The 25,343-nt window shown below is 62.2% G+C and carries 21 protein-coding genes; 16 read left to right on the top strand and 5 right to left on the bottom strand.

The annotated features are described in order from the left end of the window. The first annotated feature begins 207 nt into the window (after nt 1-207). From C5N93_RS12555 to C5N93_RS12530, 6 genes are all read left to right on the top strand, one after another. Nucleotides 208-1,359, top strand: coding sequence for an ABC transporter substrate-binding protein (locus C5N93_RS12555; RefSeq protein ID WP_242559506.1), 1,152 nt, complete (start codon nt 208-210; stop codon nt 1,357-1,359). Between the two features lie 129 nt (nt 1,360-1,488). Further along, nucleotides 1,489-2,370 (top strand): branched-chain amino acid ABC transporter permease, encoded by an 882-nt coding sequence (locus tag C5N93_RS12550; protein WP_069341749.1) that lies wholly within the window; start codon nt 1,489-1,491, stop codon nt 2,368-2,370. Nucleotides 2,371-2,383: 13 nt separating this feature from the next. Continuing rightward, a complete protein-coding gene (locus C5N93_RS12545; protein ID WP_150721411.1) occupies nt 2,384-3,259 on the top strand; it encodes a branched-chain amino acid ABC transporter permease in 876 nt (291 codons plus the stop codon). Between the two features lie 18 nt (nt 3,260-3,277). Next, on the top strand, nt 3,278-4,078 hold the full coding sequence (locus C5N93_RS12540; RefSeq protein WP_069341747.1) for an ABC transporter ATP-binding protein: 801 nt from the start codon (nt 3,278-3,280) through the stop codon (nt 4,076-4,078). Then, complete coding sequence (locus C5N93_RS12535; RefSeq protein ID WP_069341746.1) at nt 4,075-4,788, top strand: ABC transporter ATP-binding protein; 714 nt, start codon at nt 4,075-4,077, stop codon at nt 4,786-4,788. The genes C5N93_RS12540 and C5N93_RS12535 overlap by 4 nt, the downstream gene beginning before the upstream one ends. A gap of 288 nt (nt 4,789-5,076) precedes the next feature. Further along, nucleotides 5,077-6,531 (top strand): sensor domain-containing diguanylate cyclase, encoded by a 1,455-nt coding sequence (locus C5N93_RS12530; RefSeq protein ID WP_242559505.1) that lies wholly within the window; start codon nt 5,077-5,079, stop codon nt 6,529-6,531. A 28-nt stretch (nt 6,532-6,559) separates the two neighbouring features. On the opposite strand, the gene C5N93_RS12525 is transcribed toward C5N93_RS12530, so the two are convergent. Genes C5N93_RS12525 through C5N93_RS12515 form a run of 3 tightly spaced genes read right to left on the bottom strand, consistent with a single transcriptional unit; the run spans nt 6,560 to nt 9,008 of the window. Next, nucleotides 6,560-7,048, bottom strand: a complete 489-nt coding sequence (locus C5N93_RS12525; RefSeq protein WP_150721415.1) for a dihydrofolate reductase — start codon at nt 7,046-7,048, stop codon at nt 6,560-6,562. Then, nucleotides 7,045-7,839: a thymidylate synthase gene (locus tag C5N93_RS12520; protein WP_242559504.1), complete on the bottom strand. Its 795-nt coding sequence runs from the start codon at nt 7,837-7,839 to the stop codon at nt 7,045-7,047. The genes C5N93_RS12525 and C5N93_RS12520 overlap by 4 nt, the downstream gene beginning before the upstream one ends. A 59-nt stretch (nt 7,840-7,898) precedes the next feature. Then, nucleotides 7,899-9,008, bottom strand: coding sequence for an ABC transporter ATP-binding protein (locus C5N93_RS12515; protein ID WP_242559503.1), 1,110 nt, complete (start codon nt 9,006-9,008; stop codon nt 7,899-7,901). 622 nt (nt 9,009-9,630) lie between these two features. Between C5N93_RS12515 and C5N93_RS12510 the strand changes: the two genes are divergently transcribed. From C5N93_RS12510 to C5N93_RS12470, 9 genes are all read left to right on the top strand, one after another. Then, nucleotides 9,631-11,220: an iron ABC transporter permease gene (locus C5N93_RS12510; protein WP_347403303.1), complete on the top strand. Its 1,590-nt coding sequence runs from the start codon at nt 9,631-9,633 to the stop codon at nt 11,218-11,220. 598 nt (nt 11,221-11,818) lie between these two features. Continuing rightward, the gene (locus C5N93_RS12505; protein ID WP_150721418.1) at nt 11,819-12,760 is read left to right on the top strand and encodes a LysR substrate-binding domain-containing protein; all 942 of its coding nucleotides are present in this window, start codon (nt 11,819-11,821) and stop codon (nt 12,758-12,760) included. Nucleotides 12,761-12,950: 190 nt separating this feature from the next. Then, complete coding sequence (locus C5N93_RS12500) at nt 12,951-14,027, top strand: ABC transporter substrate-binding protein (RefSeq protein ID WP_242559501.1); 1,077 nt, start codon at nt 12,951-12,953, stop codon at nt 14,025-14,027. A 128-nt stretch (nt 14,028-14,155) separates the two neighbouring features. After that, on the top strand, nt 14,156-16,183 hold the full coding sequence (locus C5N93_RS12495; protein WP_242559500.1) for an aconitase family protein: 2,028 nt from the start codon (nt 14,156-14,158) through the stop codon (nt 16,181-16,183). A 3-nt stretch (nt 16,184-16,186) separates the two neighbouring features. Continuing rightward, nucleotides 16,187-17,470 (top strand): CaiB/BaiF CoA-transferase family protein, encoded by a 1,284-nt coding sequence (locus C5N93_RS12490; protein WP_242559499.1) that lies wholly within the window; start codon nt 16,187-16,189, stop codon nt 17,468-17,470. A gap of 115 nt (nt 17,471-17,585) precedes the next feature. Beyond that, nucleotides 17,586-18,668, top strand: a complete 1,083-nt coding sequence (locus tag C5N93_RS12485) for a CaiB/BaiF CoA-transferase family protein (protein WP_242559498.1) — start codon at nt 17,586-17,588, stop codon at nt 18,666-18,668. Between the two features lie 279 nt (nt 18,669-18,947). Continuing rightward, nucleotides 18,948-19,676, top strand: coding sequence for a hypothetical protein (locus C5N93_RS12480; protein ID WP_242559497.1), 729 nt, complete (start codon nt 18,948-18,950; stop codon nt 19,674-19,676). Between the two features lie 71 nt (nt 19,677-19,747). Further along, nucleotides 19,748-20,941: a DNA polymerase IV gene (gene dinB, locus C5N93_RS12475; protein WP_242559496.1), complete on the top strand. Its 1,194-nt coding sequence runs from the start codon at nt 19,748-19,750 to the stop codon at nt 20,939-20,941. 25 nt (nt 20,942-20,966) lie between these two features. Further along, the gene (locus tag C5N93_RS12470) at nt 20,967-21,476 is read left to right on the top strand and encodes an MgtC/SapB family protein (RefSeq protein ID WP_069341737.1); all 510 of its coding nucleotides are present in this window, start codon (nt 20,967-20,969) and stop codon (nt 21,474-21,476) included. A gap of 256 nt (nt 21,477-21,732) precedes the next feature. On the opposite strand, the gene C5N93_RS12465 is transcribed toward C5N93_RS12470, so the two are convergent. Then, nucleotides 21,733-22,068 (bottom strand): hypothetical protein, encoded by a 336-nt coding sequence (locus C5N93_RS12465; RefSeq protein ID WP_242559495.1) that lies wholly within the window; start codon nt 22,066-22,068, stop codon nt 21,733-21,735. A gap of 252 nt (nt 22,069-22,320) precedes the next feature. On the opposite strand from C5N93_RS12465, the gene C5N93_RS12460 reads away from it, so the two are divergent. After that, nucleotides 22,321-23,811 (top strand): deoxyribodipyrimidine photo-lyase, encoded by a 1,491-nt coding sequence (locus C5N93_RS12460; protein WP_242559494.1) that lies wholly within the window; start codon nt 22,321-22,323, stop codon nt 23,809-23,811. 339 nt (nt 23,812-24,150) lie between these two features. Here the strand turns inward: C5N93_RS12460 and C5N93_RS12455 are convergent, their stop codons facing one another. Further along, nucleotides 24,151-25,236 (bottom strand): urea transporter, encoded by a 1,086-nt coding sequence (locus tag C5N93_RS12455; protein ID WP_242559493.1) that lies wholly within the window; start codon nt 25,234-25,236, stop codon nt 24,151-24,153. Nucleotides 25,237-25,343: the final 107 nt, after the last annotated feature.

Here is a 25,343-nt window from a genome sequence, read left to right as displayed (position 1 = left end):
TCTGCGATGGCGCCACAAACACGTTGCGTTTGTGCGCCATCGCGGGGCAAATGCTCAATTATCGTGTCAGTCTGAAGCGGTTTGCGATATGCTTAGGAGTTTTCTTAAGCCGTGGCTTAAGAACGGACACGGTAGTTAGGGTAACGGGCGCGCTCACAAGGCGCGCCTTCTCATAACTAGAGACTAGGTATTGGAGGAAGAGGACTCATGAAAAGCACCATGACCAAGTTGCTGAGCGCACTTGTTGCCACGGGGATGGTGGCTGCGGCCCACGCAGCCGATCTGAAGATCGGTGTGGCCGAGGCGCTGTCGGGCGGCGCGGCGCAGTATGGCGCTGCCATCAAGAACGGTTTCCAGCTCGCGGCTGACGAAATCAACCAGGCCGGCGGCGTCAACGGCAACAAGCTCGTACTTCAGATCGAAGACGAACAGGGCAAGAAGGAAGAGGCGATCAACGTTTTCAAGAAGCTGATCTTCCAGGACAAGGTGCTCATGGTGTTCGGTCCGACGCTGTCGAATTCGGCACAGGCTGCCGATCCGATCGCACAAGCCGGCAAGACGGTGGCCTTCGGCACGTCGAACACGGCTGACGGCATTACCTCCATTGGCGACTATATCTTCCGCAACTCGGTGACGGAAGCCGACGTGCTGCCGGAGACCATCAAGGTTGCGGCCAAGCACACGGGCATCAAGAAGGTTGCCGTGCTGTACGGTAACGACGATGTGTTCACCAAGAGCGGTTACGACAACTTCAAGAAGGCGCTTGAAGACCTGAAGATCCCGACGACGACGACCGAAACGTTCGCCAAGGGCGATGTGGACTTCAAGGCTCAGCTCACGAAGATCAAGGCCACCAACCCGGACGCCATCGTGCTGTCGGCGCTGATCGCCGAAGGCGCACCGATCATGGTGCAGGCGCGTCAACTGGGGATCAACGTGCCGTTCATCGGCGGCAACGGCATGAACTCGGTCAAGATCTTCGATCTGGCCAAGGGCAGCTCGGACGGCCTGTGGGTGGGTAGCCCGTGGTCGATCGAGAACAACACGCCGGCCAACACGAAGTTCATCGCCGCTTACAAGGCGAAGTACAACGTGGCGCCGGACCAGTTCGCCGCGCAGTCGTATGACGCCATGTACATCGCGGCAGACGCGCTCAAGAACGTGAAGGTCTCGGGCAATCTGGAAGCGGATCGCAAGGCACTGCGCGACGCGCTGCCGAAGGTCACGCATGAAGGCGCGACGGGCAAGTTCGCTTTCCGTCAGGCCATGGGCAAGAACGGCAAGCCGGCCGGCTATGACGCACAACAAGCACCGATCGTCAGTGTGACGAAGGGTGGCAAGTACGTCATCGAGAAGTAAGTAGCCCGGCAGTACTTGAAGAAGTCCGCATGGGCGTAGGGCCGAAAGGCGCTACGCCCATCGGCGTTTCTGGCGCACGTCGCCCCCCATACGACGCGCGCTCCCGTCCCTTAGGCTGGAATACACACCATGCTGGAACAGCAACTCGTCAACGCGCTCTCCCTCGGGTGCGTGTACGCCTTGTTCGCGCTCGGGTTCACACTCGTGTTCGGCATCCTCGGCGTTATCAATCTTTCACACGGCGCGGTTTTCATGGTCGGTGCCTATGCGGCACTGCAAGCTGTCGTGCGCCTGCATCTACCGCTATGGGCGGCTATTCTCACGGCCGTCGTCGTCGCTGGCCTGCTAGGCCTGATCATCGATGTACTGGTGCTAAAACCGTTGCGCAAGCGCGGTGCGCCTCACCTGATTCCGATGATCGCGACCATTGGCGTGGGCATTCTGCTCAACAACGGCGTTCAGGGTATTTTCGGCGCGGAGAACCTGCGTTTTCCGTACGACATCGTCTCGCAGGACACGCTCACGGTGGCCGGCGTTCATATGACGGTGCTTGAACTGGCGATCATCTTCATCTCGTTTGCGCTCATGGCCGTGCTCATTACCACGATCAAGAAGACGCAATTGGGACGTGCGCTACGTGCCATTGCCGAATCGCCGAAGGCGGCGTATCTGCTGGGCATCAACGTCGAAGGGTTGTTTCTGGCGACGTCGTTCGCTGCCGCAGGTCTGGGCGGTATGGCTGGCGTGCTGATCGGCCTTTACTCCAACGCCGTGTTTCCGCTCATGGGGCAGCCGATGCTGCACAAGGGCATCGCCGTGATCATTCTCGGCGGCATGGGTGATATTCGCGGCGCGATGATCGGCGGCTTGTTCCTCGGCTTCGCCGAAGTGCTGTCGGTGGCGTACATCGGCTCGAACATGCGCGATGCCGTGGCGTTCGGCCTTCTGTTCCTGATCCTGTTGGTGCGTCCGCAGGGGTTGTTCGGCAAAGTGCTCGAACGCAAAGCGTAATCACGGGGGCGCAATGGACTGGTTCAATAATTTCTGGGCGGTGTACAGCAATCTGGTGCTGACGTTGGGTACCAATGCGTTGCTGGCACTGTCGATTTACCTCACGCTCTCGTGCGGCATGCTGGCAATGGCTAACGCGGCGTTCATGGGCATTGGCGCGTACAGCGCGGCACTGCTGACGATGAATTACGACGCGCCGTTTGCCGTGTCGCTCGCTGGCGGCATGGCTGCGCCGGCGCTGATCGCGTTCATCATCGGCAAGCCGACGCTGCGTCTGTCCGGCGTGTATCTGGCCATGGCGACGCTCGGTTTCGGCGAAGTCGTGCGCGTGCTCATCCTGAACACGGAGGATCTGACGGGCGGCGCGCTCGGTCTGAACGGCATTCCGCAACTCACGCAGTGGTGGCATGTCGCGGCGGCTGTCGTGATCGTGCTGGCGGTGCTGTGGCGTCTGCGTCGTTCGAAGGTGGGACGCGCATTCGAAGCCATCAAGGAAGATGAGACGGCAGCCGGCCTCATGGGCATCAACGTCACCGGCTACAAGATGCTGGCGTTCGTGCTCGGCGCGGTGTTGGCCGGTTTAGCCGGTGCGCTCAACGCACATTTGACGTTCTTCATCGGACCGAACGAATTCGGTTTCGACCGTGGCGTCGAAATTCTGACGATGGCGATTCTCGGCGGTATCAACGGTCTCGTGGGCCCGGTGCTCGGCAGTACGATTCTGACGTTGTTGCCGGAACTGCTGCGCGCGTTCAACGACTTCCGTCTCGTGGTCAACGGCCTGATCCTGGTGCTGATCGTGCTGTTCCTGCCCAAGGGCATCTGGGACCCGATGCGTTTTCGCCGTTGGTTCCGTGCCGGCAAGGCGCGTTCGGCGTCTTCCACGTAAGCGCACGGAGGACACGACATGCTTAAGCTTTCCAATATTTCCAAGCGCTTCGGTGGCCTTCACGTGTTGCAGGACGTGAACATCGAAGTCCCGCAAGGTACGATCTTTGGCCTGATCGGCCCGAACGGTGCAGGTAAGACGACCGTTTTCAACCTGATCACCGGCCTGTTGCAGCCCACGGGCGGCAGCATCACGTTCAACGGCGAGAGTCTGGTGGGCGAGAAGCCGCACCGGATTACGCAGCGCGGTATTGCGCGTACGTTCCAGAACATCCGCATCTTCAAGGAGATGACGCTGATCGAGAACGTCGTGGTCGGCATGCATCGCCATCTCACGTATGGTCCGGCGGGGCTGTTGCTGTCGTTGCCGGGCTTCCGCGATATGGAGAAGCGCTCGCGCGAGCGTGCGCACGAGCTGCTTTCGTGGGTCAAGCTCGACCATAAGGCGTACGACATTGCGGACAACCTCTCGTACGGCGATCAGCGCAAGCTGGAGTTGGCGCGCGCGCTGGCAACCGAGCCGAAACTGCTGTTGCTCGACGAGCCGGTCGCGGGCATGAACACCGGCGAGAAGGTCGATCTGATGAGCGAGATCGAGAACATCAAGGCGCGCGGTTACACGATCTTCATGATCGAACACGACATGCGCTTCGTGATGGGGCTGTGCGAGCGCATTGCCGTGCTGAACTTCGGCCGCATCATTGCCGAAGGCAAACCGGACGAGATCAAGAACAATCCGCAGGTCATTGAAGCCTATCTGGGCCGCGATGACGATGACGATGTGGCGGCCCTGGCGGCTGGCGCGGAGGACAAGGCATGAGCGCGCTGCTCGAAGTGAAGGGCCTGAAAGTAGCCTATGGGCATATCGAGGCCGTGAAGGGTGTCGACTTTGCGTTGCGCGAGCATGAGATCACGTCGCTCGTCGGCGCGAACGGTGCGGGCAAGTCAACCACGTTGCTTGCGCTGTCCGGCCTCATCAAGAAGCAGGCGGGAACCATTGTCTTCGAAGGTGAGGACATTGGCGGCCTGGCGCCCAACAAGATCGTGCAGCGCGGGTTGGTGCAGGTGGCAGAAGGGCGTGCCACGCTCACCACCATGTCGGTGCGCGAGAATCTCGAACTGGGGGCGTACACGCGACGCGACAAGCAGAACATCAAGCCGGATCTGGACAAGGTGCTTGAGCGTTTTCCGCGGCTCGCAGAGCGTATCGACCAGATGGCGGGCAATCTGTCCGGCGGTGAGCAACAGATGCTGGCGATCGGCCGTGCGCTGATGGCGCGTCCGAAGCTGTTGTTGCTCGACGAACCGTCGATGGGGTTGGCGCCGATCATCGTGCAGGGCATTTTCGCCACGCTCAAGGAGATCAATGCCGATGGGTTGACCATCTTCCTGGTCGAGCAGAACGTGCGTCAGGCACTCAAGATTGCTCAGCACGGTTACGTGTTGGAGACCGGCAAGGTCGTGTTGGAGGACACTGGCCGGAATCTGCTCGGGAATCCGCGTGTGCTGGAGGCGTATCTGGGCGGTTAAGTCCCGAAAGGGGCACGGGACGAAGGCGCGTTCAAAACGCATATTCGAACGTTACCGGCCAATGCCATGAAGTGACGCCAACGGCGTCGACGGGCTATTCGAAGATAGCTGGTCGACGCCGTTTCTCTTTTTGTGGACGGAGGCCGAAAGGCAACACCAACGCAAGGCACGTTGGCAGGCCGTCGGAATTGGTGCATGCTGCGGCTATTCGGCCGCGGGCACTCACGGCGACGCCGCCGACGAGGCTCCGTCGATTCGGCATCGCGCTCGACAGGAGGAAGAGATTCCATGGACGGCTTTCTGATGGAGCACGCTTCGCGCGGACAGCGGGCTTTTGCCGGCTGTCTGGCGATCGTCATCCTCGCCGCCTTGATCCTGGCGGCACCGCAAGCGACCGCGATGCTGCCAGCCGTCGCCCCCTTTCTGCCCATGTGCGGGCTGACCGTGTTCACGACGGCGGCGATCGTGGCGTATCTGCTTTCTGCGCAATTTCGGGTCAGCCGTTTGCCCGTGTTTGGTTGGCTTGCCGGTGCCTACGCTTTTACGGCGATGACTGTGGCGATGCAGTTGTTGACGTTCCCCGGACTTTTCGCCCCCACGGGATTGTTTGGCGCCCATCCGACGACATCCGGCTGGATCTGGGTCTTCTGGCATGCGGGATTCCCGACGCTCGTCGTCATCGCGATGCTCTCGCAGCGCCTCTATCTATCGAATTTCACGCCGAAGCTCGTGACCCAATTGCTCCCGGTCGGCCAACGCCTCTGGCTTTACGTGGGGCTACCGTGGGTCGTGGGCGTGCTGCTGTGTTTGACGGCGCTGACCGTGCGACTACCGCCGGCCTTGTTGCCGGCCACTGCGCCAGGCGACTTCTCTGGCGGCGGAACCGGCATCGTTCTGCTCGTGCTCAATCTCATGGCCCTCGGTGTCGTGCTGGGTGTAGGGCGGTTGCGTACTGTTCTCGATCTTTGGGTCGCACTGGCCGTACTGGCTTGCGTGACGGACACCGTGCTGAGCCTGATGAGCACAGTTCGCTTCTCGCTCGGCTGGTATCTCGCCCGCTTTTTCAGCATGTCGGCGCCGGGCCTCCTTGTTTGCGTGCTGGTGTGGGAGGTGACGCGCCTGTATCGCGAACTCACGCGCGCGCATCTGCGCCTGATCGAGTACAGCAATCGCGATGCCCTGACCGGCATCTACAATCGCCGCTACTTCAACGATCGTTTTCCCGGTGACTTCGAGCAAGCGCGTCGCGCCGGACATCCTCTGTCGCTGCTGATGGTCGATGTCGACCATTTCAAGCGCTACAACGACGAACATGGCCATCCCGTGGGCGACGAATGCCTTGAGCACGTTGCACTGGCGTTGATGCGCTCGACGCACCGCCCAACCGATCTCGTCGCGCGCTACGGGGGAGAGGAGTTCGTGATCGTGTTGCCTGAGACGAATGGCAAGGGCGCACATTTTGTAGCCACGCGCGTGACGGAGACCGTACGTGCGTTGGCGATCCCGGGGGCGGGACCGCAGGGTGTCGTGACCGTCAGCGTCGGATGCGCAACGCACGTACCGCAGCAAGGGGATGCGCGAGATACGCCGGAGCGGTTGATTGCATTGGCCGATGAGGCGCTATACGCAGCGAAACGCTTGGGGCGTGATCGTGTCTACGTGGCAACGGGCGCGTCGGTCGGGAATGTGTGTGAAGGCGATGGCGCGGCCGCTGACGTGCCGCGCGTGAACCTGAACATCTGAGGATCGCCCGGACAGCCGGGCGACAGTGTCAGACGCGTTCGTACGTAACGAACGAGTAATCGAAATCGTTCGGCGCGGGCGAGTGATGGGTTTCACGCGCGGTCTCGCGCCATTGCGCAGCCGAGAGATCCGGGAAGTGGGCATCGCCTTCGAAGGCCTTGGCGATCTCCGTCACGACGACCTTGTCGGCACTCGCCAACGATTCTGCGTACAACTGCGCGCCGCCGATCAGGCAGATTTCCTCGGCGCCCACACACATGCGCATCGCATCCACCAGCGAACCGGCCACTTCGCATCCTTCAATCTTCAGATCCGGATTGCGCGATACGACGATATTGCGGCGCCCCGGCAGCGGACGCCCGATCGAATCGTACGTCTTGCGACCCATCACTACGGGCTTGCCGAGCGTGGTGCGCTTGAAGTGGGCGAGGTCTTCCGGCAAGCGCCAGGGCAATTGGTTATCGCGCCCGATCACGCCATTCTCGGCGCGGGCGACGACCAGCGTCAGTATCGTCATACGGCCACCGGTGCCTTGATATGCGGATGCGCTTCGTATCCGGTGATATGGAAGTCCTCGAATTTGTAGTCGAAGATTGAGTCGGGCTTGCGCGCGATTTCAAGCTTCGGCAGCGGGAACGGTTCACGTTCGAGCTGCGTGCGCACCTGATCGAGGTGGTTGTTGTACAGGTGACAGTCGCCGCCGGTCCAGATGAAATCGCCCACGTCCAGCCCGGTTTGCTGCGCCACCATGTGCGTGAGCAATGCGTAGCTGGCGATGTTGAACGGCACACCGAGGAAGATGTCGGCACTACGTTGGTAGAGCTGGCAGGACAACTTGCCGTCTGCAACGTAGAACTGGAAGAACGCGTGACACGGCGGCAACGCCATTCGCGGGATCTCACCGACGTTCCATGCGGATACGATCAGGCGACGCGAATCGGGCGTCGAGCGAATCTGATCCACGATCTGCGTGATCTGGTCGATATGGCCGCCATCCGGTGTCGGCCACGAGCGCCATTGCGCGCCATAGACCGGACCGAGTTCGCCGTCGGCATCGGCCCATTCGTTCCAGATGGAAACACCGTTTTCCTGCAAATAGCGCACATTGGTGCTGCCCTGCAAGAACCAGAGGAGTTCGTGCACGATGGACTTGATGTGCACTTTTTTCGTGGTGACGAGCGGGAATCCTGCCTGCAGGTCGAAGCGCATCTGATAGCCGAACACCGAGCGTGTGCCCGTGCCGGTGCGGTCAGTCTTGTCTGTGCCATGTTCAAGTACATGGCGCATGAAGTCGAGGTACTGTTTCATAGGCCCATCCGTTTTGCCGGATTTTACCAGCCTCTGCGTAACAGTGTCCTTCCCGGGCCTCAGACCACGGCAGGACTCGCGGTGAATGCTACCGGGTGTTGCACCGTGAGCCGCAGTCCCACGCGATCGCCTGCCTCGTGCGCGAGCTCGCCATCGACCCGCGCTATGACCTCAATACCGGACGCCAGACGCAGCGTGTACAACTGATCAGCGCCGCGAAACGCGCGTCGTACGAGCGTGGCTTCGAACGGGCTTGCCGGGTCGTGCGCGATGTCGTCTGCACGCAGCAGGACGTCGACATGGACGGGATAGGTGTCTTTCGCGGCATTGCGCAGCAGTTTGCCGGCTATCGCCGGTGAAACGGAAATTTCCCCTAGCTCCATCGAAATGCCGCCGCCGTCCGCATTGCCGCGGAACGTACCCGGAATCAGAGCCCCGCGACCGATGAAGTCCGCGACCACGCGATTGGCGGGCGTGCGCCAGAGTTCGCGCGCGGGAGACCACTGGGCAATCGCCCCCGCGTGCATCACACCGATGCGGTCGGCCATGGCGAACGCCTCATGCTGATCGTGTGTGACCAGAATAGCCGTGGCACCGCTTGCACGGATGATTTCGCGGACTTCGACGGCCAGGCGCTCACGCAGATCGAGGTCGAGATTCGAGAAGGGCTCGTCCAGCAGCAGCAACGCCGGTGCGGGCGCCAGCGCGCGAGCAAGCGCCACACGTTGTTGCTGGCCGCCCGACAACTCGTGGGGATATTTTCGCAGTGCGCCTGACAGACCGACACGTTCGGCAAGCATCTCGACGCGGGCCTTACGTTCCCCGCGTGGTGTGCGGCCCAGACCGAAGCCGATGTTCTGCGTCACGTTCAGGTGCGGGAATAGGGCATAGTCCTGAAACACCACGCCCACGTGGCGGCGCTCCGGCGGCTCGCTGATTTGGGCATTCGCGACTTCATGACCGTCGAGCACGATCCTTCCGCCGACCAACGGTTCGAAGCCGCAGACAGCCCGAAGTACGGTCGTCTTGCCGCAGCCAGACGGGCCCAAAAGGCACCCGATCTCCCCGCGCGCAAGGGACAGCGACAGGTCGCGTACGGCTGTGTGGACGTGTCCTGCGGTGTCATAGCTGACGGAGATGTGATCGAGCAGTAGATAGGGCAGTGGCATCGGCGTGATGAAGGTTTGCGCTGGGCGGTTGACCGTTAGTTACGCTGGTTGCGTTAGCGGCGCTAGCGTACGGGACACGGTCTCGTACTTGCCGTCTTCGACATCGTTGGTGGATTGGTAGGTTCGTTGGCGACTTTTGCTTATCGGGCACTTTCCGGGCGTGGCCGCGTCAGAGGCGCAGATGGGAATGCGTATAATTTACAACGCTTTAGACCAGAGAATGATTTTCGGTTCCGTTCAGTAATACGCAAAGGGCGTCGGGTCGTGGTGACCCACGGTCACATTTCGCAGCGCTGACGCACCGTTGCCGCGCAGCGCTATTTGTCTAGCCACGATGCATCCTGATTGACGCTGTACTTCCCGAAATCTCCGGAACCCCCTAGATCCCGGGACTCCTCTTACCGCCTCCAACCACGATTTGCCGATGTCATCGACGCCTCCGTCACGCGCCGTTACCGATACGCTACCCGCTGAATTGCCTCCGGAAGCGACACAAAGGCGACCATCGCTCACGCCTGACCCCGTCGCGCAGACTCAGCCGACGTCACCCACCCATTTTGAGACGCATCGCGTGCCGCGCCGCCGTCACCATCGGCTTTTCAGTGCTTCAGGTTGGCGACTGGTGGCATGGATTCCGGCGTTGATCGTGCTCGTGCCGATGTTCGGCATTCTGGCGGCCCTGGGGGCGGGGGATGCTGACACCCGAGCGGTCCTGACGCACATGGTCGATACGGTGTTACCGGAGTACGCGCTGAATTCACTACGCATCTCGCTGGCAGTGAGCGGTGGCGTGCTGGTGATGGGCGTGGCGAGCGCATGGCTGGTCGTGCACTACGCCTTTCCGGGACGACGCGTGCTGGAGTGGGCGCTCATCCTGCCACTGGCGATGCCTGCGTATGTCACCGCTTATGCGTACACCGACTTCCTCCAGTTCGCGGGACCGGTGCAGACGGGCTTGCGGCAGATGCTGGCGGTCGACCGTCTGGCATGGTTCCCCGAAATCCGTTCCTGGTATGGCGCGGCCTGGGTCTTTGCCGGTGCCTTCTATCCCTACGTGTATTTGCTGGCCCGTACGGCCTTCACGGAGCACAGCCAACGCTTCTTCGAAGCGGCGCGTACGCTGGGATGCACGCCGCTTCGTGCGTTGGTGTGCGTCGCACTGCCGCTCGCGCGCCCGGCGTTGGTCGCCGGGGTGGCATTGGTCCTCATGGAGACGCTGGCCGATTACGGGGCCGTGGCGTACTTCGGCGTGCCCACTTTCACGACAGGTATTTACCGCGCCTGGCTCTCGATGGGAGACCGAGTGGCGGCGGCACAGCTGTCCGCGTGCTTGCTGTTCGCGGTCATGCTGCTTCTGGTCGCCGAGGCACGCAGCCGGACGCGCCTGCGCTATTACGGCGCGCCGGGACGCGCGCCGACAACGTCGCGCCGTACGCGTCTCAAGGGGCTGCGTGGCAGTCTGGCGACCCTCGTTTGCGCGCTACCGCTTGTCATTGGCTTTGTGCTTCCGGCACTCATCATGGTGCGACTGGCGGTGTCCGAGCTGGATCAGGTGCCCTGGCCGCGCTATGGCGAATGGGTCTTCAATACGGTGCGGCTCGCGGCGGTGGCCGCAGTCGTAGCTTGCGTATTCGCGCTGGTCCTTGGCTATGCGCAGCGACTGGCGCCGGGGCGCATCACGCGTATCGCCGTGCGGCTGGTCGGGGTGGGGTACGCGATTCCCGGGGCGGTCATTGCGTTAGGCATTCTCACGCCGGTTCTGCATCTGGATACCTGGCTGGGCAATGCGTTCGGTGCTAACGGTCTGGTGCTTGCCGGGACCGGCGGCGTGTTGATTTATGCCTATCTGGTTCGATTCCTGCCCGCCGCGCTCCAGAGCGTGGATGCCGGCTTCGCCAGAATTGCACCGAATCTCGACGCCAGCGCCCGGAGTCTCGGGGTGGGGGGATGGGCGATGTTGCGCCGGGTTCATCTGCCATTGTTGCGGGGGAGCGTGCTGACGGCCGCCTTGCTGGTGTTTGTCGACGTCATGAAGGAGCTGCCCGCCACGCTTGCGTTGCGACCTTTCAATATGGATACGCTGGCTGTGGTCACGAGTCACCTGGCCGCTGATGAGCGTCTGGCTGAGGCGGCAGTGCCCGCTTTGACGCTGGTTCTCGTCGGACTGTTGCCGGTACTCGTGCTGGCGCGCACGATCGCACGTCGCCCTTGAGGTCTCAAAATGCGCCGCGTGCGTCATCGCGGTGCCGCTTTGTTAAATCTAGAAACGTTTCACAGTTGCCGCGTCGATAGCGTCGCACTATAGTCAAATCAGACCCGGCGACCGAGCTGGGATGATTGAGCGTCAACAAAATGATTGCGATCATCATTTGCAAATGTTGGCTGTTCATGGCCTTGGCGACGGCACCACCGCCCGAGGCACCGCTCAACACGGCTGACGGCGGCTGGAGTGCCGTTTTGCTGACGGGGGCGATGCGCTAGGCGGTTGTCCTGGGAGGGATCGGCGCAAGGACATTTCACCGGACGCAGGACGTCCGGGGGAAGCGTGCAACCTGAGGAGACCCTGTCGGTTCCGTGTCATGTCGGCACCGTTGCGCCTTTGACGATGCCGTCCGCTCAGGGTTGTCTCCCGCGACGGTTGATGCGTTATCAGCCAGTTGTGGCTCCGTTTGGGGCCGTTCGCGTGGGTTCGCGGACGTTGCGTGTCAATTGAGTGTTGTTTTCACGTATCGTCAGGGGCGGCCCCGAGTGACGTTTTTGTCGCGTGCGCCGCAAAATCGCTGTCAATGCAGTGCCTTCGGGAGATAGGCATGGCGCTATGGCGGATCGATCTCGTCTCGTTACGGTTGTTCGTCGCGGTTTGCGAAGAGAGCAGCATCGCTCGGGCGGCGGAGCGTGAGTTCATTGCACCTTCGGCCGTCAGCAAGCGGATCAACGACCTTGAATCGCTGGTCGGCTCCGCGCTCTTGCAGCGTCACAAGTGGGGTGTCAGAGCCACACCCGCCGGCGAAGCGCTGCTGCATCACGCGCGCAACGTACTACGCAGCCTTGAGAAGATGCAGGGTGACCTGTCGGAGTACACAAGTGGCGTACGTGGGCACATCCGCATCTTCGCCAACGTTTCCTCGATTGTCGAAACATTGCCCGACGAGCTTGGCGCCTTTCTGCGGCGTCACGAGGGCGTGAAAGTCGATCTGGAGGAGCACACCAGCGCTCAGGTCGTGCGCGGCGTGGCCGACGGGGCCACTGATATCGGCATTTGTTGGGATGCCGTCGATACGCGTGACGTCGAAGTCTTCCCTTACCGTCACGACCAGATCGTGACAGTGCTCCACCGCGACCATCCACTCGCCTGCGCACCGCAGCTATCGTTCATCGAAACGCTGGACTTCGATCAGATCGGCGTTCACCCGGACAGCGCGATGTACACCGTATTCCGGCGCTTAGCCGCAGAGCAGGGTAAAACCGTCAAGTTTCGGATTCACGTCTCGACGTTCGAAGCGGTCTGCCGCATGGTGCGGGCTCAACTCGGGCTTGCCATCGCGCCCAAGGAAGCCGTTGGTATTTATTCGCAGGTGACGGACGGCGAAGCTTTGCGAATCGTGCCGCTGACCGACCCGTGGGCGGCGCGCCGTCTGGTCGTCTGCGTTCGCCGCTACGACGCGTTGCCCGTCGCGTCCCGCATGCTGGTGGACCATTTGTGCGCCCGTAACGTAACGGGGGGGAACGTGCCGGAGGCGGGCGAAGCGTGACGGAAAGGCGACATGTCCTTACGGCGGGTGCGAGTCCTCGCAGGCAGGCATCGTGAACTGCGATGTCTGGCATGCCGAAACACAACTTGCCGCCATGTCACGGTCAGCGGATGCTCTGGATGCCGATAGCGATTCCGGCCGACGAGCCGGGGCGCGCCTGTATCTCGCATAGTGCGGGAGGAGACACGCGATGACACATGCCGAAGCGCGCCGCGTGCGCGAAGCCGTGGGACGCCTGATTCTCGTCCTTACGCTGATGGCGTTAGGCCTCATAGCACTCAGTCTGAGCGCCGGCGCCTCCGCTGCACCGGCCCAACCGCTCGAAAAACCAAAGATCACCATCGCCGTCGGCGGAAAGCCCGGCCTCTACTACCTGCCCCTCACGATCGCAGAGCAACTCGGCTATTTCAAGGACGAGGGGCTCGACGTCACCATCGATGATTTTGCCGGTGGGTCGAAGGCGTTGCAGGCGGTCGTTGGCGGGAGTGCCGATGTGGGCACCGGCGCCTTCGAACATACGCTGCTCATGCAGACCAAAGGCATGACCTACCAGTCGTTCGTCGTGCTTGGTGCGGCGCCGCAACTTGTGCTGGGCGTCGTCAAGAGCAAGGCGGCAGAGGTGAAGTCGGTCAAGGACCTGAAAGGGATGCGGGTAGGCGTCAGCGCGCCCGGCTCAAGTACGCACATGCTGGTGAGTGTTGCGCTGACGAAGGCCGGGCTCAAGCCGACCGATGTGTCGATCGTTGGCGTCGGAAGCAACGCCACGGTCATTGGCGCGACCCGCAATGGACAAATCGATGCCGTTTCCAACGTGGATCCGATGATGACGTTGCTCCAGGAGTCGGGCGACGTGAAGGTGCTGATCGATACGCGTACGCAAGCCGGGACCCGCGCAATGTTCGGCGGTCCGATGCCTGCGGCTGTCATGTATGCGCCCCAGAACTTCATCCAGAAGAATCCGAGAACGGTCCAGGCACTGGCCAATGCCATCGTGCGAGCCGACAAGTGGTTACAGCGGGCCACGGCCGCGCAGTTGCTCAAAACGGTGCCCGAACCCTATCTGCTCGGTGACAAGACGCTCTACCTGAAAGCCTTCGCCAACTGCCGCGAGGCGTTCTCTCCGGATGGTCTGATGCCGACCGATGGACCGGCGACAGCACTCAAAGCGCTGGCCTCGTTCTCCCCGGAGGTCAAACCGTCGCAAATCCGCCTGGGGGATACGTGGACGAATACGTTTGCCGCACAGGCGAATCGCCAGTATCCCTGAGCGTCGGTCGACGAACACGCGTTTGGATGTCATGACCTCACTTTTTCCTCGCTGTCGCCGGCTGCCTCGGCACGCAACTTGCGATCGAAACGGGTGAACCCATGCGGGAACATTCGAGGAGCGATCTTATGCAAGCCACCGTGCAATTGAACGGCCGGGTACTGTGGTTGAGCGACCGGGCCGATGCGATGGTCCGTCAACTGGCGGGGGAAGACCTGACGCGTGCCGAAGCGAGTCCGCTGCGCGATCAGATATCCACCGACGAAATGACGCCCGCCCGGGCATGTCTTGCATTCGACGAATCGCTTGGCGATTACGTTTATGCGGGTTTGCGATGCAGCGAGGACACGGCCGATCCGACGGGCGTCTTCCCGGTCAAGCCAAAGGCGGTGCGTGAAGGGGGCTTCGCGTTGTCGGTGGCGGGGTTGCGTCGCGGCAAAGGGTCGTCGCGCGAGGCCAGCCCATTCGCCGAGTGGTGTGCCGGCATCCGTATCGTGATTGCCGAGAGTTTCGAGCGCATCTATGCGCAGAATTGCCAGAATCTCGGTCTCCTGATGTCCACCGATCTTGCCCTTGCCGAGCGCTTGCAGCGCGGCGAGGCGATTCCCATCGAGGCGTTTCTCGAAGACTGCGATCCGTTGGGCGAGGCCATTGTCCGTAGCGGCGGGTTGTTCGGCTATACGCGCCGCAGACTGTCCGGAGACATCGTGCCGCCGCAACCTGCGCATGCGCCGGGCGCCATGACTTACGGCGAAAAAATCATCGCGCGAGCACTGGGCGTTGACCGCGTACGGGCGGGAGATGCGGTGTTCGTCCCCGCAAGCTGGCGCTTCTCCCACGAGTACGTGACACCGATGGCCGTCAGCTTCCTGCGTCACGCTTTTGGAGACGAAATACCGGCGTTGCATGATCCGTCGACCGTTCTTTGCTTCGAAGATCATTTGACGCATCTCGACGCGCTGTCCGCCAATGGCAGCCGCTCAACGCAAATCGTAGACGCCGCTCGGCGGTTGGGCACCGTTCAGCGCGAGTTCTGTACGCAGCACGACGTGCGTTTGCACGGACGTGCAGCGGGCGGCGGCTCCGAGGGGATCTGCCATGCGCTGATGCTGGAACGCTATGCGTTACCGGGGCAGATCATCGTCGGTACGGACTCTCACACGCCCCATTGCGGCGCGGTCGGCGCCTTCGCCTTTGGCGTGGGCGCCACGGAGATGGCGAATGCCTGGTTGACGGGAGACGCACGACTTGCGGTGCCGGGTACGTGCCTCGTCCACCTCCGTTCTCGCTTGCCGACGGGCGTCGGCGCCAAGGATCTCGCCCTGCATCTGCTGCACTTACCGTACATCCGCGATGGCCGCGCCATCGGGCAGATCATCGAATTTTCCGGCGAAGCGGTGGCGCACTTGTCGACCGATGAACGGGCCACGCTCACCAACATGGTGGCCGAGATCGGCGGGCTGACGGGGTTGGTCGTACCGGATCACGAGACCGTACGCTACTTGCGCGAGCGACGCGGTATCGATGTCACGTTAGATACGTGGATGACGAGTGATACGCAGGCGTCGTATGCGCATGTGATCGAGATTGACTGCGGGCGGGTCGGCGCGATGGTGGCGAGTCCGGGGGATCCGGGCAACGGTGTCGCGCTCACCGAGCTGTCGGCCGCCGTGCCCATCGACATTGCGTACGGTGGCTCGTGTACGGGCAGCAAGCGCGACGATCTGCGCGCGTGTCACGACGTGCTGTCATGGGGCCTGTCGCAGGGGCATCGTGTCGCCGATGGCGTGCGCTTCTATCTGCAATATGGAAGCGAAGACGTGCGTCGCTGGTGCGAAGCACAGGGTTACGCGGAAGTGTTCAGGGCCGCAGGCGTGACGATGCTCTCGCCCGGTTGCGGTGCTTGTGTCAACGCAGGTCCCGGCGTGTCGACGGCAGCGGACGACGTAGTCATCAGCGCCCAGAACCGTAATTTCCCCGGTCGATCCGGGCCGGGACAAATGTGGCTGGGCAGTCCGGCCACGGTGGCGGCGAGTGCCTTGGCGGGGTACATCGTGGGCTTCGATCAATTACGACGCGACGGATTCGCGACCCACCTGGCGCGCGTGTCGCCGCGGTGTGGGGGCGAGGCCTCGCGAGTCAGTTCCGGAGGTTAGCCGATGCAGGACGCATTCCCCACGGCGCCGATGCCGCTCAAAGGCATTCGTGTCGTGGAGTTTTCGCATATGGTGATGGGCCCGGCATGCGGCATGGTGCTAGGCGATCTCGGCGCCGACGTCATCAAGGTAGAGCCGGTCGGGGGAGACGCTACGCGGCGCTTGCTCGGCACCGGTGCTGGCTTTTTCCGAACATTCAACCGTAACAAGCGTAGCCTCGCCGTCGACGTGACGCGCCCCGAAGGCCGTGAACTTATCTTGCGGTTGGTCAGTACCGCCGACGTGCTCACGGAGAACTTCAAGCCGGGGCGCATGCGCCAGATCGGGCTGGATTACGCCACGTTGTCTCGCTTGAATCCGGCCCTTGTCTACGTCTCTCTCAAAGGTTTCCTGCCGGGGCCATACGCAGTTCGTACGGCACTCGATGAGGTCGTGCAGATGATGGCGGGACTTGCGTACATGACGGGGCCGCCGGGCCAACCGTTGCGTGCGGGGACGTCGGTCAACGACATCATGGGCGGCGTGTTCGGTGCGCTCGCTGCGTTGGCGGCGCTTTACGAACGCAAGACGACGGGACGCGGGCAGGAAGTACAGGGTGCGCTTTTCGAGAATTGCGTGCTGCTCGCGGCGCAACACATGCAACAGTACGCTGTCACCGGTGTCGCACCCGATCCGATGCCGGCACGCGTGTCTGCGTGGGGCGTGTACGACGTCTTCACGGCGCGCGACGGTGTGCAGATTTTCCTGGCCGTCGTGAGTGACAGCCAGTGGCGCATTTTCTGCGACGTGTTCGGGCGGCACGACCTGGCGGACGATCCCCGTCTGGCAACCAATAACGATCGCGTGATGGCGCGCGACTGGTTGCTGCCGATGTTGCGGGACATGATGCAGGGTTTCGACGCCAGCTATCTCGCGGCGGCATTCGAGCGCCACGGCTTGCCATTCGCGCCGATCGTCAAACCGGAAGCGTTGTTCGACGATCCGCATTTGCTCGCAAGTGGCGGACTGGGCGATCTGACGACCGATGACGGCGAGCAGACGCAGGTGCCATTGCTGCCGATCACGATGGCCGGGCAGCGTCTGCCCGCGCGGCGCCCGTTGCCGACATCGGGCGAGCATACGAACGAGATTTTGCGCGATCTGGGATATCCCGATAGCCAGATTGCGCGTCTGTTGAGCGAGGGGGTGGTGGCGGGACCGGTGGACGGATCGACGCCGGACGATGCATCCGGCGCGGGCGACCCCGCCGGTCCCGTTTTGTGGAAAGACGGCGCGAATCAGGGGTGAGCGCCGATTTCTCGGAGTTTTCCGAGGCGCGTCGGCGTGTTGTCTGCTTGCGGCTCGATGGGCGAGCGCGGTACGGTATGGACATCCACCGTCACCTTGCCTCCACCATCACGCTATGACCGACACGCTCGATGCCCAGAACGCCCGTCAAACGTCCGCATTGCCTGACGCCTCAGACAAACCGTTATCCGGCGTAACCGTGCTCGATCTGACGCGGCTGCTGCCGGGACCTCTCGCCGGTCAGCGCCTCGCGGAAATGGGGGCGCACGTCATCAAGATCGAGGACACGGGCGCGGGCGATTATGCCCGCGAGATGATGCTCAGAGAGGGGGAGTCGGCACCCGGAGCATTCTGGCGACTCCTGAATCGTGGAAAAACTGTCGAGCGGCTGGATCTCAAGAATGCGGGAGATCGCACGCGTTTTCTTGCGCATGTTGCCCGCGCGGACGTCCTGCTTGAAGGGTTCCGGCCCGGTGTGATGGCGCGTCTGGGGTTCGATTTCGAAACGCTCGTAGGGGTGCGGCCATCGTTGGTGATGGCATCGATCTCCGGTTACGGACAACAGGGACCGATGTCGCAAGCGGCCGGACACGATATCAACTACATCGGTTATGCGGGCGTACTCGATCAACTGGCCGACGCGAGCGACGCGCCAATCGTTCCGAACTTCCAGATCGGCGACCTTTATGGCGGCGGGCAGGCTGCAGTACAAGCAGTGCTGGCGGCGCTCGTCGCGGCGCAACGCACCGGACGCGGGCGTTGGCTGGACATCTCGATGACACACGAAGTGTTTCGCTCGAACATCGTTCCAGCGGTCGCGCTGCATCGTCAGGGCAGTGCTTCACGCGCGGGCAAGGATCTGCTCAATGGCGGCGTGCCGTGCTATCGGGTGTACCGCACACTCGATGACCGTCACATGGCCGTTGGCGCACTCGAACTGAAGTTTTGGGAGACGTTGTGCGATGTGCTCGAACGGAGCGATTGGAAGGCGCGTCACTGGTCGTTAGGGCAAACGATCGGCGGTTCGGACGCTATGGCGCTTCAGGCCGAATTGGCTGCCGTGTTTGGCAGTGCGTCGCAAGCCGACTGGACCGCACGTTTTGCTGACGTCGATTGTTGTGTGACACTTGTACTTCGGCTTGAGGAAGCGATCGAGCATCCGCTGTTTGCGCAAACGAGAGGGGCACTGCTGCCGTGATGCGGATAGTAGAGGGGAGCGAGGGGTGTTGTGCGAGGGAGGGATGGGGCCGCAATCGTAGCGGCGAGGGGCACATGCCAGCGAGTGCACGCTGGCGATGACAGGTGTTAGCGCCGCGAGGCGTTACCGAATGTCACAATTTTTCATGGCCGCTAGACGCGAGTCGGGGGCTTCGATCGCGTAGAGTCTTTGCTGACCAAAGACCACTCCGCTATGACTCGACGGCTTGCTTCGCTCAGACCACGGCAATGGCCGATCCCCACTGCGCGACAGCGGTGGGTGAGCACCGTCGTCGCGAGTGCTGTGGTTGCCATCGTGACGTGTGCTGGATGCGCGTCGTATCAGGACGCGCCGACGGATCGAGGCAAGGTCCGTTCGACATCGATGACGACGGCCGATCTGGCGCAGACGGACATCAACCGCATGGCGACGCTGGGCATGCGGGCGAATCTCGAGAGCCTGTATCTGCTCGCGGACAAGCTCTACAAGCGCAATCCCCGTGAATGGCACAAGGGCGGGGCGGCGACGCAGGCCGACGCCATGGCGCAGTTGCGTGCTGCCGTCGAGGGACGTCGTACGCTGGCGGCACTTAAGGATTTGCGTGATGTGAAGGCCTTGTCGCTGTCACTGGATCCGACCTTTAGCGGCGATCGGGTCGCCGCTTTCGTCTTCAGCCTGTCGGACACGATCATCGCCGCGCATGGCGGCACGACGGTGTTCTATCTCAGCGACGGATTGGACGCGCAACGCATTTTCAACGCGGCCCGTAATGTAGAAATCGCTGCGTGGTTACTGGCGAGCCGTCGCGATATGACGGGCAAGCCGCTGCTGCTGGCGAATGAAATCGGCGATGTGCGCAATGTGAGTTTCGAGCGTGAGTTCGGCAAGATCATCGGTCGGCTCGATCTTCTCGCCGAGATGCTCGACGAGAAGTACCGTCGGGCCGGTATCGGCTACGTTCAGAACTTGCTGGGGGCGCAGTTCCTTCAGTTCTTGCCGGTACGGTGATCCGGCGACGCTCGTGGCGCGGATGAGATAGGTCGGACAAACGTTACCGATGGGACGCGGAATGTGTGCGAATGCTGTATATTTGCACAGTGTTTCCGCCACCCGCCATGACAGACCCTTCAGCCCCTCTGCGCAAGATTATTCATTGCGACGCCGATTGTTTTTACGCTTCCGTAGAGATGCGTGACGACCCGTCGCTGCGTGGGATTCCGCTGGCGGTGGGCGGTCAGCCGGATCAGCGCGGCGTGGTGGCGACATGCAACTACGAGGCGCGCGCGTTTGGCGTGCGTTCCGCCATGCCTTCCGCGCAGGCCATGAAACTCTGCCCGACGCTTCGCATCGTTGCGCCGACGATGCAGCGCTATCAGGAAGCGTCCAAACGGATCATGGCGATCTATCGTGACTACACGGAGCTGGTCGAACCGTTGTCGCTGGACGAGGCGTATCTCGATGTCACCGACAGCGAGCACTGCGGCGGATCTGCCACGCTTATCGCCCGCGAGATCCGGGCGCGCGTCGCCGCTGAGGTTGGGTTGACGGTATCGGCCGGCGTCGCACCCAACAAATTCATCGCCAAGATTGCCAGCGACTGGCGCAAGCCTGACGGTATGTTCGTCGTGAAGCCTGCCGAAGTCGATGCCTTCGTTGCGGTCCTGCCTGTCGAGCGACTATTCGGCGTTGGCAAGGTCACGGCCGAGAAACTTCGTGCGCTTGGGGTGGATTCGTGCGCCGACCTGCGCAGCCATTCGATGGCCGATCTCACCGAGCGCTTTGGTGTGTTCGGACAGCGCTTGTTCGAGCGCTGCCGCGGGATCGATACCCGGGAGGTCAGCCCGGACCGCGAACGCAAGTCGATTAGCGTCGAGACGACATACACGCGTGACCTGCGGACATTGGCTGAGTGCGAGACGGCGCTCGAACCCTTGCTTCGTCAGTTGACCGAGCGAATTGGTCGAGCCCGACGCAATGAGCCGCTGGCGATTGCCAAGGTGTTCGTCAAGATTCGTTTTGCCGACTTTTCACGGACGACAGCGGAGGCGGGGGCGCTGGGTGTCGATCCGGGGCAGTGCCGCGAATTGCTGGCTGAAGCCGTGGGGCGAAAGCGCCGTCCGGTTCGGCTGATGGGCGTTGGGGTCCGGCTGCTTGAAGCGCAGGCAACGCGCCAGTTACGCTTGTTCGACGATTGGGACGACGGCCATGATGGACCGGATGAATCGACGCACTCATCGTCTGCATCGGGCGATAATGCACCCACGCAGGCTTGAACTGCATAGACGCGTGAGGTGAGGGATGGCGGAGATCATCGAAGTCACACTGCGGCTGACTGCCGCGTTGATCCTCGGCGGATTGGTCGGGCTCAATCGGAACCTGCATCACAAGTCGGTCGGCCTGCGGACACTGGCTATCGTTTCCTTCGGATCGGCGTTGTTCGTGCTCGCCGTGGTGCCGTTTCCGGGGACGGCGCTGCCGTACGACGGATCGTCAGTGAGTCGCGTCGTGCAAGGTATCGTCGCGGGGATCGGGTTCCTCGGTGCGGGATGCATCATCCGGCCGAGTCATGGGGCTTCGGTCCATGGTTTTACGACAGCCGCAGCGCTGTGGAGCACGACCGGAATCGGCATCATTTGCGGCCTCGGTCGCTGGCATATTGCGTTGGTGGCCATGGTGCTGCTGCTTATCGTGCTGGCGCTCGGCGGGCGTATCGAATCGCTCGCGCACCGTTGGCTAGGACACGACGAGCCGGAAAAGCACTCACCGGACGCGGACGCGACGGTGCCGCGTGCGCACGACGACAAGTAACGTCGACGCGTTTGCAGAAGACGCACATCGCAGTCTCCCCGCCCTGAACGTCCTGGGCATATTCTTGTGGATGCCGAAGAAAAATGCCCGCCGAAGCGGGCAAATGACGTTGTCGCAGTACCCCCAAAAGGACGTAAGAGGGCGATTTCATTTTGGTCACCTGCCTGTGTTTCGCCAATCGGGGCTTGCCCGATTAGGGAAAGCACGTTCGGGTGACTACGTAACCGAAGCGCGCGATTGAAATAGGCGCTTCATGTCATTGAAGCGCGCGCAACTCGGTGGCACGTGCGCGAGCGACACGAAGACCGTCGGTCTGAAGGGTGACGGTGGCGGCGTCGGCTTGTTGCGCGGCGTCCGATGCTGAGGTGTACGTCACGATGGCGGCCTGACGTTCGCGGCGAAAACGCTCGGTAATCGGTGCGCATTCGGTGGTGGCTTCGTCGGCCAGACGGATCGGGTCCGGCACGAGATTGACGTAACGGGCGACGTGACCGTAAAGGCAGGTGCGGTACTGATCGGCGGCAGCATCGGCGGCGGCCAGATGCCGCTCACGCAGCGTCGCGGCGTCCGGGCTCGTCTGGCGTGTAGTCATCGAATCGCCGTGAGGCTTCGAAGGCGTTGCACACCCTGCAAGGATCAGCACGGCAACGGCGCTGCACAGGGTCGGTACAACGTGGCGGGAACAGGCCAAAATCGGAAACTTCCGAGTCATGAGGTAATCGAGGCCGATGGCGTAAAGTTCATGATCTCGCTATGGTACGGGATTTGGCGGATTCGTCCCGGATTCCGCAAGGCACCTGCGACTTAACCCGATGACGGCGCACACCTGTCGCGCCAATCAGACATGAGCGAATTCCAAAAAGGGCTGGTATGGCTGCGACGCGATCTGCGTTGCTCTGACAATGCGACGCTGGCGCAAGCGCTAGCGACCTGTGGCGAGGTCTACGTCGCATTCGTTTTCGATACGACGATCCTCGACGAACTGCCGCGAGACGACCGTCGCGTTGCGTTCATTCACGACAGCGTCGGCGAGTTGGCGAAGACCTTCGCCGACGCGGGCGGTGGGTTGATCGTCCGGCATGGTGATCCGTCGACGGAAATTCCGGCGTTGGCCAAATCGTTGGGGGTGCAGGCGGTATTTGCCGGCCGCGATTATGAGCCGGCCGCCGTCGCTCGCGACCGATCCGTCGCCCGCACCCTGGCGGATTCGGACGTGGCGTTCGAACTGGTCAAGGATCAGGTGATCTTCGAGATGAACGAGATCCTGACGGCGCAGGGCGAACCCTACAGCGTCTTTACGCCGTATTCACGCGCCTGGCTCAAGCAGGTGCGTCCGGTCGACCTGGCGCCGCATGGACGCCCGACAGACCTGAAACGTCTGGCGAAGCCGCCGCACGGTCACGGCAAACTGCCTTCGCTGGCGTCTCTCGGATTCGACGTGCCGACGTCACGCCGTATGGCGGTGCCTGCGGGCGAGGCGGGGGCGCGCCAGTTGCTCGACGACTTCCTGCCGCGCATGTCGCACTACCACGAGCGGCGCGATTACCCGGCCGTGAAGGGACCGAGCTATCTGTCGGTGCATCTTCGTTTCGGCACGGTATCGATCCGGACGCTGGCGCGTGAGGCGCATGCCGCCATGCTGCGTGGCGGCGACGCTGGGAATGGCGCGAAGACGTGGCTCAGCGAACTGATCTGGCGTGAGTTCTATTTCATGATCCTGCACCATCATCCGGATGTCGTCGGTAACGCCTTCAAGCCGGCCTACGATGCGATCGAGTGGGCGTCCGGCAAGGCAGCCGACGCACTTTTTCAGGCGTGGTGCGACGGGCGCACGGGCTACCCCCTGGTAGACGCGGCCATGCGTCAGATCAATCAGACCGGTTACATGCACAATCGGCTGCGCATGGTGACGGCCAGCTTTCTGGTCAAGGATCTCGGGATCGACTGGCGGCGCGGGGAGGCGTACTTCGCGCGTCAGTTGAACGACTTCGATCTGGCGGCAAACAACGGGGGCTGGCAATGGGCCGCCTCTACCGGTTGCGACGCGCAACCGTACTTTCGAATTTTCAATCCGGTCACGCAGTCGGAGAAGTTCGACCCGGAGGGCCGCTTTATCCGGAAATACGTCCCGGAACTGGCCGACTTGTCGGACAAGGCGATTCATGCACCGTGGCGTGTCGACGCTGAAGTACTACGAGACGCCAAGGTGACGCTCGGACGCGACTATCCGCACCCGTTGGTGGCGCACGACGTGGCGCGCAAGGAAACGTTGGCGAGATACGCCGTGGTGAAGACGCCCGCGGTGTCCAGCGAGGCCGGGGCCGAAGACGAATGATCGCGGGGTAAATTCTGCCCAGTGCGAATCCACGCAGATACGTGCGCAGATACGTGTATACCCCGGTCAACTTTTTCCGTGGTCGGCCGTTGATACGGGTATGGCACGCAAGAGGCCTGGGCTTCGATATCGGTTCGCAACGTCGGGGGGCGTTAGTGAGCGTCAGGGAGGAAGCAGTACTACAACAGCAGATGTGCTCAAAATGCTCTGAAACGAGCAAGGGCAGGCCAAAACCACACGGGGAAGCTGGAGTTAATCCTTGGCCGCATAGACGGCAGCTTCGAACCACGGGGTTCGCGTTGAGCGAGTGCCCGGAACGTAAGCGTTCCGGGCATTTTTTTATGCCGTCGCTTTTTGCCTGGTCTCTTGTTTGGCCTTTTGTTTCGCCTGATGTCCACGCCATGCGCCGATCCCAAGGACAAGCCAGACGGCCAGATTGAACGGCAAGGTGAAGTATGGCCATCGCAATGGCGCGAGCCATGTGCCCAGTACCACGCAGATCGTCGCGGCCAGCATCGCGCCAAGCAGGCGAAGCTTTGGAGGGCGCCCGAAAACCCCTAATCCAAGCGCGGCAAGGAAGGCATTGACGCCGGCGCCTCCCATCTGAACAGTCATGGAGGGCCAAGGCGTTGCCATCAAGGTAAAGATCATCCAGACGGTCATGGCAGCGATCAACGCCCAGAGCGTCGCACGCACATTCCCGAGCGCCAGCACGTACCAGGTGAGCAGACCCAGCACCAGCGGCGCGATGAAGACGACTTGTCCGACAGCGCAGAAGACGAAGCCGGGCGTGCCTGCATCGCACGCCAGAGCGCCGCTGCGGGGGAGCAGATCCAGCCAGGGTCGGAGGGCCCATGTCATGGTCATGGCGACCACAAAGGGGCCAGTCAGCGCGGGAATCCGGTATCGAGCGAGGATGGCCGTCGCGACGACGCTCATGCCCACGCATAGCGTGAGCCAGGCGGCAAGGCTGGCATCCGGTTGCCACAAGGCGCCGAAGGCAATCCCGGTCAGCGCCCCGTTATAGCCGATCAGGCCCGCCCGACGCCGGTCTCGCGGCATCCGCAGTGCGATGGCAAAACCCGAGGCGCTCGCGCTCGCTGCCAACCCCGTCATGGCGGCCGACAGGTCGGCTAGCGCGAGCACGGCCAGAAGCAACGCACCGATGCCGGGCGACGGCATGAAGTAGATTTGCGCGAAGTTGGCCATGCCCCCACGCATCTCTGCAATCATCCATCGACGCTCGCTGGCCAGCGACGATGAGGCTTTCGACGTGGGCGGGGGCGTTACGATGGGCGAGCGGGGCACGGACATGAGGGAAACGACAGCGACGTAGGCGGACGTGAGAGGAGGCTCGCGCGCGGTCGTCGGATCGGCCAGTGACAGCAACGCAGCGATGGCGGCGAGCTTACGCCGAACCGTCATCGTCGGGTATGTGGCCTCGTTATAGTCGGTATTTGAGCGGCCGAAAGCCCCGATCCACCGTCCCGGAAATGCAAAACCCGCGCACGAGGGCGCGGGTTTTGTTCAAC

The organism is Pandoraea sp. LA3, from assembly GCF_022696215.1.
In the GTDB taxonomy this organism is placed as follows: domain Bacteria; phylum Pseudomonadota; class Gammaproteobacteria; order Burkholderiales; family Burkholderiaceae; genus Pandoraea; species Pandoraea capi.
The sequence above is the reverse complement of the archived record's forward strand: the minus strand, read 5'-3'. Positions and strand labels throughout refer to the sequence as shown.